Origin of the sequence: Streptococcus sp. 27098_8_74 (assembly GCF_041431705.1) — a bacterium.
Lineage (GTDB): Bacteria > Bacillota > Bacilli > Lactobacillales > Streptococcaceae > Streptococcus > Streptococcus salivarius_E.
Map to the genome: position 1 here is coordinate 53,773 of NZ_JAPVYF010000004.1, position 16,189 is coordinate 69,961.

Genomic DNA, 16,189 nt, shown 5'->3' on the forward strand with positions numbered 1-16,189 from the left:
ATTAAGCAATATCGACGTAACGGCGAGCACCACTCACTGTCATGTATGAGAGCCATGTGTGACCGTCCGCTGTCAAAACCTTATCGTAGTTAACACTCATACCCTTGTCATAGTAGGCCAACTCTGGGCTTGAAACCTTGGCTTCTGCCTTGATTGACGCACGACCCGTGAAGGTATAACGGCCTGATTCTGGCAGACTTGGTTTATCGGCTGGCTTAACAACGGATTTTGTTTCTGGTTTAGCTTCTGCCTTGGCTGCTGCAATATCAACATAACGACGAGCACCACTTGCTGTCATGTATGAAAGCCATTGACGACCATCAGCTGTGAGAACCTTATCGTAGTTAACACTCATACCTTTATCATAGTAAGCCAACTCTGGGCTTGAAACTTTAGCTTCTGCCTTGATTGACGCACGACCTGTGAAGGTATAACGACCTGACTCTGGGAGACTTGGTTTATCGGCTGGCTTAGCAACGGGTTTTGTTTCTGGTTTAGCTTCTGCCTTGGCTGCTGCAATGTCAACGTAACGACGAGCACCACTTGTTGTCATGTATGAAAGCCATTGACGGCCATCAGCTGTCAAAACTTTATCATAGTTAACGCTCATACCCTTATCATAGTAGGCTAATTCTGGGCTTGAAACTTTAGCTTCTGCCTTAATTGACGCACGACCTGTGAAGGTATAAGTGCCTGATTCTGGAAGACTTGGTTGGTCCGCTGGTTTAGCAACCGGTTTAACTTCTGGTTTAGTTTCTGTAGCTTTAACTGTTGCAATATCAACATAACGACGGGCACCGCTTGCTGTCATGTATGAAAGCCATTGATGACCATCAGCTGTCAAAACTTTATCATAGTTAACGCTCATACCCTTATCATAGTAGGCCAATTCTGGGCTTGAAACTTTAGCTTCTGCCTTAATTGACGCACGGCCTGTAAAGGTATAAGTGCCTGTCGCTGGAAGACTTGGTTGGTCCGCTGGTTTAGCAACCGGTTTAACTTCTGGTTTAGTTTCTGTAGCTTTAACTGTTGCAATATCAACGTAACGACGGGCACCGCTTGCTGTCATGTATGAAAGCCATTGATGACCATCGGCTGTCAAAACTTTGTCATAGTTAACACTCATGCCCTTGTCATAGTAGGCCAATTCTGGGCTTGAAAGCTTAGCTTCTGCCTTGATTGACGCACGACCTGTGAAGGTATAAGTGCCTGTCGCTGGAAGGTTGATGGCACCTGTAGTGGCTGGTTTGCTTTCAGCAGGTTTGCTGCTAGTAGCATAATCGCCACCTTCGATACCAAAGTACTCTTCCAAGCTCAATCCTGAATCGTGGATGTCTTTAGCTTCTTTACCCACATAGCGGATATGCCACGCTTCTGGCATGTAGCCGGTTGAAGCTTCTTTACCTGCTTGGAAACGCACGATAAAGCCATAGTTATGTGCATTGTCTTTAAGCCATTGACTAGCTCGTGCATCCTCAAGCAAGTTACCTGATTTATCAGTCAAATCAAAGACCAAACCAGTTTGGTGTTCGCTGAACCCAGGACGAGCTGAGTAACGGTCCGCAGCTGCTTGACCATCACGGCTTACGTAGTTGTCGTAAAGAGTCTTTTGATAATCGTAAGAACGGAAACCACTGTATGAACGTCCGACATTCAAACCTTGGTTAATCATATCATCACGAAGGCGAACAAAGGCTGCCTTAGCTGTAGGATTTTCACCTGGATTATAGTCCTTAGAAAGACCATGCTTCTTATTGACAATGATAATATCATCGTATTTACCACGAACACTGTAGTAAGAACCGTTATTGGTCAATTTCCCTGTTACATGGGATTCATTAGATTGAGGCACTGTGGCTGTAGTTTCGGTAATATAAGTTCGTTTACCATCCAACATGTAGTAAAGATGCACAGAATAAGTACCCGCATCACCCTTATGGCTAGCTGTGTCTACATGAACCTTGTAGCTACCGTCTGATTGTTTGTCGGCATGATACCAAGTAAGGTCGTCTTGGCCATTCTTATCTGACCAGATTGGAACACGGACTTCTTTAACTTCTTTGCCACCGCCTGAAACATTAGTTACGACAACATCAAAGCCATTAGACGTTTGGTTGCTGATGGTCAATTTCCCTGTCACTTGAGATTCAGGAACTATGGCTGTAGTTTCGGTAATATAAGTTCGTTTACCATCTAACATATAGTAAAGATGCACAGAATATGTACCAGCATCACTCTTATGGCTAGCTGTGTCTACATGAACCTTATAGCTACCGTCTGATTGTTTGTCGGCATGATACCAAGTAAGGTCGTCTTGGTCATTCTTATCTGACCAGATTGGAACACGGACTTCTTGGACTGCCTTGCCACCACCTGAAACATTAGTTACGACAACATCAAAGCCGTTAGAAGTTTGGTTGGTAATCGTCAATTTTCCTGTTACTTGAGATTCAGGAACTGTGGCTGTAGTTTCGGTAATATAAGTTCGTTTACCATCCAACATATAGTAAAGATGGACAGAATAGGTACCAGCATCGCCCTTGTGACTGGCTTTATCTACATGAACCTTGTAGCTACCGTCTGATTGTTTATCAGCATGATACCAAGTGAGGTCATCTTGACCATCTTTATCTGACCAAATTGGAACACGAACTTCTTGGACTGCCTTGCCACCACCTGAAACATTAGTTACGACAACATCAAAGCCATTAGAGGTTTGATTGGTAATCGTCAATTTTCCTGTTACTTGAGATTCAGGGACTGTAGCTGTAGTTTCGGTAATATAAGTTCGCTTACCATCCAACATATAGTAAAGATGCACAGAATAGGTACCAGCATCGCCCTTGTGGCTGGCTTTATCTACATGAACCTTATAGCTACCGTCTGATTGTTTATCGGCATGATACCAAGTAAGGTCGTCTTGACCATCTTTATTTGACCAGATTGGGACACGGACTTCCTGAACTGTCTTGCCACCACCTGAAACATTGGTTACGACAACATCAAATCCATTAGAGGTTTGGTTGTTGATGGTAAGGTTACCAGAAACACGGTTTTCTTGTGGTTTAGACTCAGTAGCTTTCAAGGTAGCAATATCCACATAACGACGTGTACCACTGTAACTAACGTAAGAAATCCATTGGTGGTTATCCGCAGTCAAGACCTTGTCATAGTTCACTTTGTAGCCTTTTTCCAAGGTATAAAGCGTTTCTGCAGAGGCCTTAGGTTCGTTTTTAACATTCAAGCTACGTGTCACATTATAAGTACCACTTGCTGGAAGTTTTTCAGCACCAGTAGTTTCTGGTTTTGCTTGATTAGTCTCTGTTGGTTTAACAGTTGGTGTTTCAGCTTTAGCAGGTGTCAAAGTCGCAATATCGGCATAATAGCGAACATAGTCATACCCAAGGTAAGAAATCCATTGGTGATTATCCGCAGTCAAAACTTTGTCATAGATAACATGGTCACCCTTACTGAAAACAAAAGTAGGTTTGAGGTCTGCTTTTGGTTCTTTCTTAATATCTGTGTCACGTGTAAAGTAGAAAGTTCCTGTCGCTGGGATGTTCAAAGCACCTGTTGTGGCTTGAGTGCCATTAGAAGGCTTACCATCCCCATTACCACTATTACCGTTACCACTACCAGCTGCCACTGGTTTCACTGGCGCATAACGACGCACGCCAGAGTATGATTTGTAGCTAATCCATTGGTAGCCGTCAGCCGTCACGACTTGATCGTAAAGGACGCTGTCTCCTGGATTTACATAAAATTCAGCCTTGGCAGACACCTTAGGTTGATTCTTAATCTCTGTACGTTCCTTGTAGACATAAGTTCCTTGACTTGGAAGGTCGCTGTCTGTAGTTGTAGCTGGTTGGCTCACCAAACTAGTGTTGACAGCCGCTCTCGTTAAGGCAGATACATCAAGGTTAGTGGCTGTTTCAGATGAAGCATTTGTGTTCCTTGTCGCTTCTGAGCTAGCAGTTGTTGATTCAGAAATTTTATCTGCTGCTTGTGAGTTACTAGCACTCACTTCACTTCTAGCCTCGCTAGTAGCAGTTTCACTAGCGGTTTGGCTAGTTGTTGAGACTTGGCTAGCTTTCTCACTTGATGCTGCCCCATCTGTTGCTACCCCACTGAAAATATCAGCTGCTGTCACAGCATCACTATCTGAGGTAGCACGCAAAGTGGCATCTGAAGGTGTTGAAACTTCATGATGCTCATCAGCCAAAGCTTGACCTGCAAAGACCAAACTAGCTCCTAAAAGGACTGATGCTGCCCCAAATGAATATTTACGAATGGAAAAACGTTGTTGTTCGTGTAAAAATTTTTCTCGTTTCATATCAATTATTCTCTCTATCGAATTGATGTTACTGTTTGATTGTAACACTCGGTGACAAATATTACAAGTATTTTACAATATGTTACTGAATATTTCTCACTTGTCCATTAGTATACCAAATTTATTTGACTTGTTCACACCTAAATCATAAACTGTCCAATTTTTGTCATAATCGAAAGTCGAAGCAAGCCATACTTATTTATTCGTAATTTTGTTAGAAAAAAGTGAAGAAAAATATAAAAGATCACTATTCAAATAGCAATCTTTTTCATACTAGTTACGGTAATATGGTCCGTTCGCCCCAATAACAATATAATCTGAATTTCCTGATACTCCGGCAACTGCGGAAAAAGCTACACTATCATCTTGAGATACAACTGATGCATTGAATGTATTTTCTGAAACTCCTTGAGGCTTCAGTTGAGCAGTATAACCTGTTGAGTTTTTGATAATTGTACCATCAGCGTTAATTGTAACTGATTCACCATTCGCATTAGTCCAAGTCCCCACAATAGAGCTAATATCACCATTATCAAGGGCACCGAAGTTAAGTGATGATTGACTATTAATTGTCCCCTTCTCAGATTTAGCCTTATCTGTTCCAGCTGCAGATTCAGCCACTTGTCCACTATCTGTAGCGCCTGCTTGAGCTTGTTCCTTAGAAGAAGCTTTAGGTGCTACTGCTGAATCCTGATTGTCATTTTCTTCATTTGAAACTGCTGAAGATGATGATTGAGTTGATTTTTTATCCTTCTTAACAGCCTTACTTGAGCTTGAAGATGACTTCTTAACCGTTTTGACTGGACTGCTACTTGTGCTAACACGAGCTGATTCATGGCTGTTAAACTTAGTCACCAGGAAGATGGCAAGAATAACTACGATAAGAGCTGCCACGATACCAATGAGTTTACTTGTATTTTTCATGAGTGATATTCCTTTTCTGATAATTTACTAGGTTATTATAATATATAGACAGCTAAATTTTTCATTGAAGTCATAAACAGTCGTTTTTTCGTCATAATCAAACCACATCTTCTATTTTTAGTGTCTGTTTAAAACGATAGTCTTTAGATTGTGTTGACAAAGAACAATTAGGGTACTTCCCTAAAATCTCTCGAACAGTGGACAGACCTATACCGCGGCCCTCTCCTTTACTTGAGCGACCAAGTTTAAAGATACCGACTGTATTGATAGATTCTTGAGCAATGGTATTCTCCACTATCACCACCTTTGTCTCTCCACTGATAAGAGCAATGTTTACTTCTTTAGCACTGCTATCCAGACTAGCTTCAATAGCATTATCCAAAAAAATAGACAACACTGTTATGAAATCCAACAATTCCATCCTCGATACTTCAAAGATATCACTGACCTCAAGGTGAATGGTAATAGACTGTCCCTGTGCTTCCAAAATTTTACTAGCCAGGACACCTTTAACGGCTTCATCTTTAATATTAATCAAGTTGGCAATTTCGTACTGTTCCCCCTCAATCCGAGTCTTTGTTTTTTCAAGGATGTTATCGTAGATATCGGAAATAATAGCCATATCCTTGGAGTCAATGCCATATTTGATACTAGACAAAACATTTAGGTAATCGTGCCTGAAGCGACGAAGATCCGTATAGAGTTGCTCGATTTGTTGACTATAATGAGCCAAATCACTCATTTGCCTATCTTTTTGGAGTAGGACTTCTTCTTTTAGTCTCTCACTGAAGGTCGCATTAATATAAACAAGGGTCGCAAGAAAGAGTAAAGCATAGGTCACCACGAGATAAACATGCCAATCTCTTCCTCCAGGGCTCTGTTGCACAAAAAATGTAATATATTGGAGAAGGAGGGCATAAGATAACATTGATATATCTATAAGTAATAAAAAGTACTTTGAAAATGACTTTCGAAAACCATAGTTCAATGCTTTGAAATCCACTTTTAAGGTCTTAATGATTAACCAAAACACAGGAAAGACTAGCAACTCAATGACAAGGTTTAAATGAAAATGGTTAAGTACAATCAGATAATGACGATTGATGACCAAGGCAATCCCATAAATAATAAGATTGTGAACAAGACTTTCTATGATGATTGGAAACAAGCCATAGAAAATATCTAATAACCTATTGCCATAACGATTTCTGTAGAGGGAATAAACAACCAAGAAGGCATGCCCTAAAACATAGGATAGTGCTGGAGAAAGCACGAACAAAAATCGGATAATCAAGGGGATGATGATATACCATCTTAGCTTTATCTTCTCGGAGGTAATGTATTGATAAACGAGAATAAAGAGGATAATCTCCGCTAAAAAGTCTAGATTATCCAACAAAAAATTGATTGCTGTCATAGGCTGATTCTCTCAAGCAATTTCTTTAGTTTCAACTTCGAAACATAGCAAACGCCACCATTTTCAAAATAGACTGTCCCCGTACTTTTATCTAATTTGATGATATTTTCTGGATTGATAAGGAAAGATTTGTGGCATTTAAACAGTCTAGGGTCACTCTTTTCGATTTGTGAGAGACTGCCATAAAACTCAATCTGCTCCTCTTTAGTATAAAGGATAACCTTATGAACAATATCTGACGTCTCAAAGTACAAGATATCATGAAAGGGAACCTGAATAACGGTCTTAGCATTCTCAATCCGAAAAGCGTCTTCTGGATTCTGACTCTGTATCTTTTTGCAGGTTAATAAGATAATACTTTCCACACGCTTTTGAAAGTCCTCACCCTCCAAAGACTTATCAATAAAATCTAGAGCTGCCAGTTGGTATTGAAAAGTTAAGGGAAGATACTCTGAATGGGTCGTGAAGAAAACAATATTGGCATAGGGATCATTCTTGCGAATCTGCTTAGCCACTTCCAAACCTTTTTTAGTATCGTCTTTAATTTGAATGTCCAAGAAAAAGAGCTGATGAGACCCTCGCTCGGTAATAGACTCTAACAGTTGGTTGGGTTTGTCAAAAACCTCAAAGTCGCCCACTTTAATGTTATTTTTCTTAAGAATCGTATGAATAACCTCTTCAATACGATTTTGTTGGATAAAATGATCCTCTAAAACATAGATGTTAAGCATGGCATAACTTCCTTTAGCATAATCTTAAGAGAAATTCTAAGTTAGAGCATTTCTTTAATAAATGAACCTCTCTTATTTATTTAAAATGAGATTTTTTGTTCTCTTTACCTATTTTACATTTTTATTACAAAAAAAAACAATAGTTTGTAACATTTTTTTGCTTCATTCACCAAAAAAACACCACCCTCAAAAGAGAGTGATGTTACCAATCTTAAGAAATATCCACATAGCGTCTTGCACCACTATAGGTTACATAAGACAACCAGGTGTGGCCATCGGCTGTTATGACCTTGTCATAGCGAACGGACATGCCTTTATCATAGTAGGCTAACTCTGGGCTTGCAACGCTTGGTTGAGCCTTGATAGAGCTAGGTTTGGTAAAGGTATAGGTGCCAGTTGCCGCTAAGCTTGGGCTTGCTGGTTGAGCAACTGCTGTTGCCTTAGCATCAATAGCAACGTATCGGAGGTTGCCTCCATGGCTGACATAAGAGAGCCAGGTATGACCATCTGCAGTCACCAATCTGTCATAGTTAACGGACATACCAGCATCATAGTAGGCCAACTCTGGACTTGCCACACTTGGTTCTGCTTTAATGCTAGAGCGTTCTTTGAAAGTGTAGGTTCCAGATGATGGTGTACTTGGTTGAACTGGTTGTTCTACAGGTTTAGTCACACTTGTTGGTGCGATAGCCACATAGAAACGATGTCCTGAATAGCTAAGGTAAGAAAGCCATGTATAGCCGTCATTATTGACAACCTTGTCATAGTTAACTGACATACCTGAATCATAGTAGCTAACATCAGGGTTGGCTACCAAAGGTTGAGTCTTAATTCCAGTACGAGTAGTAAAGGTATATGAACCTGAAGCTGGAAGATTATGGCGGGTTGCATTTTGAACTGGAACAGTTGTGCTAGTGCCTCCGATACCTACCATCTTACCGTCTTGAACATAGTAGAGATGGACAATATATTCGCCCGCTTCAGCCTTATGGTCACTAACATTGATGCGAACCTTGTAGCTACCATCACTTTGTCTGTCGGCTTGGTGCCATACAAGATCATCTTGGCCGTCCTTAGCTGTCCATACTGGAACACTCACACCTTGGATAGCCTTGTCACCACCAGAAACATTAGTGATATGAACGTCAAAACCGAGGTTAGAGAGGTTCTCAATATTGATAGTACCGCTTGGTTTGCTTTCTTGTTGAGCGAGTTTTGCCACGGCTACATAACGGCGGTTGCCATTGTAGCTGAGGTAAGAAAGCCATTGGTAACCATCACCACTGACAATCTTGTCGTAGTTGACTGACATGCCAGCATCGTAGTAGGCCAACTCTGGACTTGCCACACGAGGTTCTGCCTTAATGCTAGAACGTTCTTTGAAGGTGTAAGTTCCTGCATCAGGAAGGCTATAGCTAGTAGTTGTATGAGTTTCTTCAACCTTGGCAGGAACTGTGTAAGTTGTGCCACCCACACCAACTAATTTACCATTAGTTTCAACATAGTAAAGATGAACATTGTAGAGGCCACGTTCATTCTTGTGGTCAGTTAGACTGACGTTAACCTTGTAGTTACCGTTGTTAAGACGAGTCGCATTGTACCAGATGATGTCATCTTGACCATTCTTTTCAGACCAGATTGGAACAGATACCCCAAGGACACCGTTTTGATCTGAAACATTACTGATAACCACACTAAAGTCGCCATTATCATGGCTTTCAATAGAAATGTCGCCTCTTGGTTTAGCTACAACCTCTGCAACAGCACCTAGGTCGACATAACGACGAGTACCACTGTACGAAGTATAAGAAATCCAACGGTGGTTGTCAGCAAGCAAAGATCTATCGTAGTTGACTGACATCCCTGGATCAAAATTGAACTCAGTCTTGGCAGTCAAGCTAGGTTGGTTCTTCACATCTGCAGGTTTAGTGAAGTAATAAGTACCACGTTCAGGGATGGTTTCATCTCTAGTCGCTTCAGTGTTGCTACTAGTATTTTCAGTCTTTAAAGCTGCGATATCAGCGTAGTAGCGTTCATAGTCGTAACCAATGTAAGAAATCCATTGGTGATTGTCTCTCTTCAAGACCTTGTCGTAGATAACATGGTCACCTGCACTAAAGACGAAAGTAGGTTTGATATCCATGACTGGAGCTGTACGAATTTCAGTTGTGCGACGGAAATAATAGGTACCGTTTGATGGAATATCAAGAGAACCATCAGCAGTCACTGGACCATCCACACCAGGTTGAGGAGTATCCACAGCTTCACGGTCAGTAACTCTAGCTTCTGCTACTTCTGAAGTTGCTGAACGGTTAGTCTCACTTGCTACTTCAGAGCTAGCTACTGATGACACTTCAGAACGTGGGCTAGCCACTTCTGATCTAGAAACAGTAGCAACAGCAGATGCAGAATGAGCAACCTCTGCCGGTACTTCCAAAGAAGCAGCCTCGCTAGCCACTACACTATTAGCTTCAGAAGAGGCAACCTCACTGCTAGCAAGCTTAGGTCTTGGCGCTTCAGATCTTGAAGCTGGTTGATTGAGGACATCGGTAACAGCTTCTGAAGTTGCCTGGTCGATTTGAAGTGGTTCAGAATTATTTACAAAAACTTCATAGTCCTTGCTGGTACTTGTGCTGTTGGCTTGTTCCTGAGCCAAAGCATGTCCACCAAGCATCAAGCTCGCACCAATCAAGACTGATGCAGCTCCAAAAGAATATTTACGAATTGAGTAACGTTGACGTTCCTTAACAACATATGCCTTTCTCATTTTGATCACTCTCACTTTCTAGGCTGTTTGATAAAACTTGGAACCGTTTTCACATTTCTATTATACCCCTTTGAAATATTTTTTACAATTATTTCAATATTGTTACTAAACTTTATTTTGTAGAAAATTGATATCTAATTCTTTCAAATAACTATAATTAAGAAAAACCCCAAGAACTACCTGAGGGCTTTTGCTACATCTAATTCCTTGACACATTAAGCAAATCTGAATAGATTAATTAATTCATTCTGAGTTGATTTGACTATAGGTATCAATCTAGTCTAAGTCTGATTCATCATAAATGTATTCTTCTAAATGTTCAGTCACTGTAATCTCATCACAGGAGCTAACATTTTGAAAGTCCTTAATGTAAACAATTTTATACTGATTTGGTAGAAGTACAGGAAAGGCAATTGGCTCACCATTCTTACACACGCGAAACATCTGAAAGCTATCTGTTACGTTACTAATAAAGACAAACGGAAACAAATGAGGACTGGGAGAATTCAAATAGTGATAGATACCCTTTAAGGTACCACTAGTACTTCTTACTTCTCCTTGTTCTTTTTGAGACATTTTTAAAGTGTGCTCCTTCTACTACTTGTGATTTCCTTTTCTTAAGTACTGAGAGACAATACCATTAATCTAATTTATTGTAAACATGCATCCGACCATATATCGCATCAGAACCGAAACGAATCTGTCCGTTACTATCAAAGAAAATTGGGTCACTGGTTGGTCCATCATTATGAGCAAAACCTGCTACATAACCGCCATCTTGAGCAAAACCATTAAATAGCTGACTACTTGTATCACTATAACCACTTTCAGCACCAACACGGGTTACACTACCGGATGGGGATACTGTAATTGTGTCCCCTAAGTCATTTTGATAAGTACCAGCAACACTAGAGAAATCACCATTAGCCATTGCCGTAGCATCAACTACTGTGGTAGCTGGTGTTTGTTCCGCCGAAGCAGCTGGTTGTTCTGTCGTAGTTCCTTGATTTACTTCAGCTGTTTCTTCACTAGGATTTGTTGGAGCAACTTCTTGTTGAGTAGATCCAGAAACATTTCCGGCTGATGGTTGTGAAGCCGTTTCTCCAGAGGTTGCTTTTGAGACCTCTTCTGAACTAGAAGATTTTGTCTTTTGCTCAGACTTCTTAGTTTTTTCTTTTGAAGATGGTTTTGTCGATTTCACTTTCTGACTAACCTTACTAGAGCTCGATGTTAATGTAGCTTCCTTCTTGTTATTACCACATGCACCAAGTAATAGAACGGAAGTCAAAGCAAGTGCAGTTAAAGTTGTGAAACGTTTTGTAGCAGGTTTCATAATAATTCTCCTTAATACTCTATTTTAGACTGTGTCATTTTCAAAAATCTCGATGAAATAAGTTATATTCTTTAGTTCTTCTTATGGATATAATATACTGCATATTAGAAAAAAAGAACAGGACACGTATGTCCTGCTCTATTCTTTCATGGCATCTCTCATTTTCTCTGATATGATATCTGCTAAAGAGGTATCTCCTAATAATCTAGCCAAGATTATCCCTTCTTGATAGGCCTTTTTAGCCTCAAAAATATCATTCTTTACAACATATAGATATTGTCCCTCTAGCATTCTCAAAATTGGTTTTTTCTGATAATCTTGAGTTTCCTCCATAATGTGATGCAGTTGATTGAATGCTACTTCCGATAAATGAAACTTTTTTCGTTCATATTCAACTATTGGAACCATTAATAAGGCATCCCTAAGTAAAAATAAATACTCCGTGGGAATATTATCATAACTATTTATTAGATTTCTACAAATGGTATAAAAAGTCCCTTCACTAAACCCATCTGACCGCATGCTATCACCATCTCCTAACGAGATTTGATATAGTTCTATAAGTAGTAGGTCATTGATACCGTATACCCTTTTCTCACATAATGATGGTAAACTCTTCTCCAATATGCTCATGCCAAATTTTTGGTGTGTCTTTGAAGTATATGAGTAAAGTTTTGACTGTAAGATATCAACTACCCTCTGTTCATCAACTGGCAAATCATCATAATAGATATCAATAATTTTACCCAGCTTTTCGTCTAGTTTCATTAGGTTATTTGGCTTATCTAGACTAGTCGCATGCATCAATTGATATTTGAGATTGAGGTATTCTACCGGCAACTTTGAGCCTATAGCTCTCTCTCCAAGCAATTCCGATAAAGATATATTCAGACGTCTTGCCAAGTGCTCTAAGGTTTCTAGTTTAGGTTGAGACTTCCCTGTTTCTATACGTGTCAATTGTCGTACTGATAAAACCTCATCCCCTTCACAAAATTTTTCTTTAGTGAGTCCTTTTGCTAATCTCAACTCTCTTAACCGATGACCAAAGTCTTGTCCAAACATCGCTAGCTCCCTTTTACTTGAAACTATTATAATTTTTATGATTTGTAATAGTATACCACTCAGTATTCACTATTTCAATTATGAAACGAAAATAATCATTACTTTCAATACCACTTACAAAGAAAAAAGATAGGATTTTCATCCTACCTTTTCAAGTTACTTTTATTGTATCACATCTTAGAGCTGTTCTGCTACTGCTGAAAGAAGATCTTGGATACCATTGGCATCGCTACCACCGGCCATGGCCATATCTGGTTTACCACCACCACGACCTGATACGATTGGTGCGAGAACCTTGATAACATTACCTGCGTGAACATCTTTAGACTTGCTTGCTACGAGGACATTAACTTTTTCGCCAATGTGAGCTGCAAGGACAAGGACATCAGAGTAGTCTGCTTGTTTCCATTGGTCCGCAAAGGTACGAAGGGCACCTGCATCAGAAACTTCTACTTGGCTAGCAATGTAACGAACACCGTTAGCTTCTTTAACATCTTTGAAGACGTCACCAGCTGCAGCTGCAGCTGCCTTTTCTTTAAGCGCTGCATTTTCTTTTTGAAGGGCATGCAATTGCTCTTGAAGGCTAGCAACCTTGTTAGGCACTTCTTTCAATTGTGGTGCTTTAAGTGTTGCTGCGATTGCTTTGAGGGCATCTTCTTCTTCACGGTAAGCAAGGTAAGCTTCACGTGATGTCACTGCCAAGATACGGCGTGTTCCTGAACCGATACCCTCTTCTTTGACAATCTTGAACATACCGATTTCAGCAGTGTTGGCAACGTGCGTACCACCACAAAGCTCAACAGAGTAATCACCGATTGAAACGACACGAACATTCTTACCATATTTTTCACCAAAGAGGGCCATAGCTCCCATTGATTTAGCAGTGTCAATGTCTGTTTCAATAGTTGTTACTGGAGTAGCTTTCCAGATTTCTTCGTTGACTTGTTCTTCGATAGCACGCAATTCTTCTGGAGTTACAGCCTCAAAGTGAGTGAAGTCGAAACGCAAGAATTCTTGTTCGTTAAGAGAACCGGCTTGAACAGCATGATCACCGACGATGTTATGAAGGGCAGCGTGCAAGAGGTGAGTCGCTGTGTGGTTCTTCATGACACGGTGACGACGTGTGTGGTCAATTTCAAGTTTGTAGTTAGCTCCTACAACAAGTTCACCTTCAACTTCAACAGTGTGAAGGGCTTGTCCATTTGGTGCACGTTGAACGTCAACCACACGCGCAACGACTGTACCAGCTGCATCTGAGATTGTACCGTGGTCTGCTACTTGTCCACCCATTTCAGCGTAGAATGGTGTTTGTTCAAAGACAAGGAGGGCTTGACCAGAGTTAACACTATCATGACGAGCATCATCAGCAACGATGACGCTCAAACGGCTTTCAGCAGTTTCCGCTTCATACAAGAACTCAGATGGTTCAGTGATGTTAGCGAGGGTTTCATTTTGCATCCCCATAGAACCACCTTTAACCACGCTAGCACGTGCACGGTCTTGTTGTTCTTTCATGGCAGCTTTGAAACCTTCATGGTCAATCTTGAAGCCTTCATCTTCAGCCAACTCTTCTGTCAATTCCACTGGGAATCCGTAAGTATCGTAAAGTTTAAAGATGTCTTTACCTTCAAGCGTATCTTTACCAGATTTCTTAAGGTTAGCAAGAAGCTCGTCAAGCATGCTTGAACCTGCATCGATGGTACGTGCAAAGGTTTCTTCTTCACGTTTAACAATCTTCTCGATAAAGTCTTTCTTCTCAAGAACTTCTGGGTAATAGCTTTCCATAATTTGACCAACAGTTGGAACAAGTTTGTACAAGAAAGCGTCAGAAATGCCGAGACGACGACCGTGCATTACGGCACGACGGAGAAGACGACGAAGGACATAACCACGACCTTCATTACCTGGAAGAGCACCATCACCGATGGCAAATGCCAATGAACGAATGTGGTCAGCTATAACCTTGAAGCTCATTGTGTCACCATCTGGATCGTAAGTTTTACCAGACATTTTTTCGATTTCACGAATAATAGGCATGAAGAGGTCTGTTTCAAAGTTTGTTTTAGCCCCTTGCATTACGGCTACAAGACGTTCAAGACCTGCGCCCGTATCAATGTTTTTATTAGGAAGTTCCTTGTATTCTGAACGTGGAACTGCTGGGTCTGCGTTGAATTGTGACAAAACGATGTTCCAAATTTCAATGTAACGATCGTTTTCAATATCTTCTTCAAGCAAACGGATACCAATATTATCAGGGTCAAAGTCTTCGCCACGGTCAAAGAAGATTTCAGTATCTGGTCCTGAAGGTCCAGCACCGATTTCCCAGAAGTTATCTTCAATTGGAATCAAATGACTTGGTTCAACACCGCAGGCAATCCAACGGTTGTATGAATCTTTATCATCTGGATAGTAAGTCATGTAAAGTTTGTCTTTTGGAAAATCAAACCACTCTGGGCTTGTCAAAAGCTCATAACCCCACTCAATAGCTTCATCACGGAAGTAGTCACCAACTGAGAAGTTACCAAGCATTTCAAACATTGTGTGGTGACGAGCTGTCTTACCAACGTTTTCGATATCGTTGGTACGGATAGCTTTTTGTGAGTTGGTAATACGTGGATTTTCAGGAATCACAGAGCCATCAAAGTATTTTTTCAAAGTGGCAACCCCTGAGTTAATCCAAAGAAGGGTTGGGTCGTTAACTGGAACCAAGTTAGCTGATGGTTCAACAGCGTGACCTTTTGATTTCCAGAAATCAAGCCACATTTGACGAATTTGTGCTGAAGTAAGTTGTTTCATTGTTTCTCCTTAATCAATTGTTTCTTATTTTGAGCTATTCTCGAGCATTTCCACATAGTCAATAGCGACACATAGGGAAATGGCTAAATCTGCGTAAGTATTTTCATAAACAGTAACTGTATAAGTCGATGTCAGATGAAAGAGCTCCTTTTGAATCCTAGCAACTACCTGATTTTGACTATTAAGCAGTTGAAAATCCAGGTCCCAAATATTCCCCTCTATTCGCAAGCCAAGATTATCGACATCATACTTATCACGAAGAAAGGTTAATTTTTTACGAATGTAAAAACTCGAACCATCCTGTAAATCCACCGTAAATTTGGGTAAGAGACTAATAGGCTCCTTGGTGATATGACTGATCTCACGACCATCCTCGCCAAAAATCGTAAAGGTCTTTGGAATCTTAAAAAAGGATCCTTCGACCTGATAGGCAACTCTACCTTGATCATCCTTGATATCAAAGCGTTCGCCACCCAATCGAAACTTCTGTTTGACAAAATAGGTTTTCATACGCTACCTCCAATATTGCCATACATTTCATTCAGAAAATACCCGAAGAATAAAAGACAAGACCACTAAACGAAGGGCGACGTGAACCGCGGTACCACCTTCATTCAATGAACTTGTCATTCTTATTTGTCTTTAATTGTGAACTTTGAGTAGCAAGTAACCAGATTCGTCCATGGCTCGCAGCGACCGCCATTTTTCTGTATCAGAAGCGATGATTACCAATCTCAAAGGAAAGGCTAAAAATGTCATGATATTAGAACTTTCAGCCACTCTCCATTTTAACGTGTTTTAGGTCTTAGGTCAAGCTGATAATAGC

The 16,189-nt window shown here is 40.5% G+C and carries 11 protein-coding genes; all 11 read right to left on the reverse strand.

The genetic code is table 11. The features are described 5' to 3' along the window. Position 1 precedes the first annotated feature (1 nt). The 11 genes from ldcB to O3670_RS02455 all read right to left on the reverse strand — a co-directional run bounded on the left by ldcB (position 2) and on the right by O3670_RS02455 (position 16,143). Positions 2-4,333 (reverse strand): LD-carboxypeptidase LdcB/DacB, encoded by a 4,332-nt coding sequence (gene ldcB / locus O3670_RS02405; protein ID WP_371595750.1) that lies wholly within the window; start codon positions 4,331-4,333, stop codon positions 2-4. Positions 4,334-4,606: 273 nt separating this feature from the next. Continuing rightward, positions 4,607-5,257 (reverse strand): DUF6287 domain-containing protein, encoded by a 651-nt coding sequence (locus O3670_RS02410; protein WP_048676262.1) that lies wholly within the window; start codon positions 5,255-5,257, stop codon positions 4,607-4,609. Between the two features lie 97 nt (positions 5,258-5,354). Next, a complete protein-coding gene (locus tag O3670_RS02415; protein WP_048676264.1) occupies positions 5,355-6,674 on the reverse strand; it encodes a sensor histidine kinase in 1,320 nt (439 codons plus the stop codon). Then, positions 6,671-7,405, reverse strand: a complete 735-nt coding sequence (locus O3670_RS02420; protein WP_048676267.1) for a response regulator transcription factor — start codon at positions 7,403-7,405, stop codon at positions 6,671-6,673. Before O3670_RS02420 ends, O3670_RS02415 begins: the two co-directional genes overlap by 4 nt. Before the next feature lie 211 nt (positions 7,406-7,616). Next, a complete protein-coding gene (locus tag O3670_RS02425) occupies positions 7,617-10,172 on the reverse strand; it encodes an SH3 domain-containing protein (RefSeq protein ID WP_175057431.1) in 2,556 nt (851 codons plus the stop codon). Between the two features lie 276 nt (positions 10,173-10,448). Beyond that, on the reverse strand, positions 10,449-10,748 hold the full coding sequence (locus tag O3670_RS02430) for a hypothetical protein (protein WP_175057430.1): 300 nt from the start codon (positions 10,746-10,748) through the stop codon (positions 10,449-10,451). 64 nt (positions 10,749-10,812) lie between these two features. Then, entirely contained in the window at positions 10,813-11,505 is a 693-nt protein-coding gene (locus O3670_RS02435; protein ID WP_048676274.1) for a DUF6287 domain-containing protein, read from the reverse strand. Between the two features lie 138 nt (positions 11,506-11,643). Continuing rightward, a complete protein-coding gene (locus O3670_RS02440; RefSeq protein WP_201061550.1) occupies positions 11,644-12,567 on the reverse strand; it encodes a helix-turn-helix domain-containing protein in 924 nt (307 codons plus the stop codon). A 177-nt stretch (positions 12,568-12,744) separates the two neighbouring features. Next, positions 12,745-15,363 carry an alanine--tRNA ligase gene (gene alaS, locus O3670_RS02445; protein ID WP_060973372.1) on the reverse strand — a complete coding sequence of 873 codons (2,619 nt, stop codon included), beginning with the start codon at positions 15,361-15,363 and terminating at the stop codon, positions 12,745-12,747. Positions 15,364-15,387: 24 nt separating this feature from the next. Then, on the reverse strand, positions 15,388-15,873 hold the full coding sequence (locus O3670_RS02450; RefSeq protein ID WP_347095757.1) for an LURP-one-related/scramblase family protein: 486 nt from the start codon (positions 15,871-15,873) through the stop codon (positions 15,388-15,390). A gap of 132 nt (positions 15,874-16,005) precedes the next feature. Continuing rightward, positions 16,006-16,143, reverse strand: a complete 138-nt coding sequence (locus tag O3670_RS02455) for a hypothetical protein (RefSeq protein WP_153300621.1) — start codon at positions 16,141-16,143, stop codon at positions 16,006-16,008. Positions 16,144-16,189 lie beyond the last annotated feature (46 nt).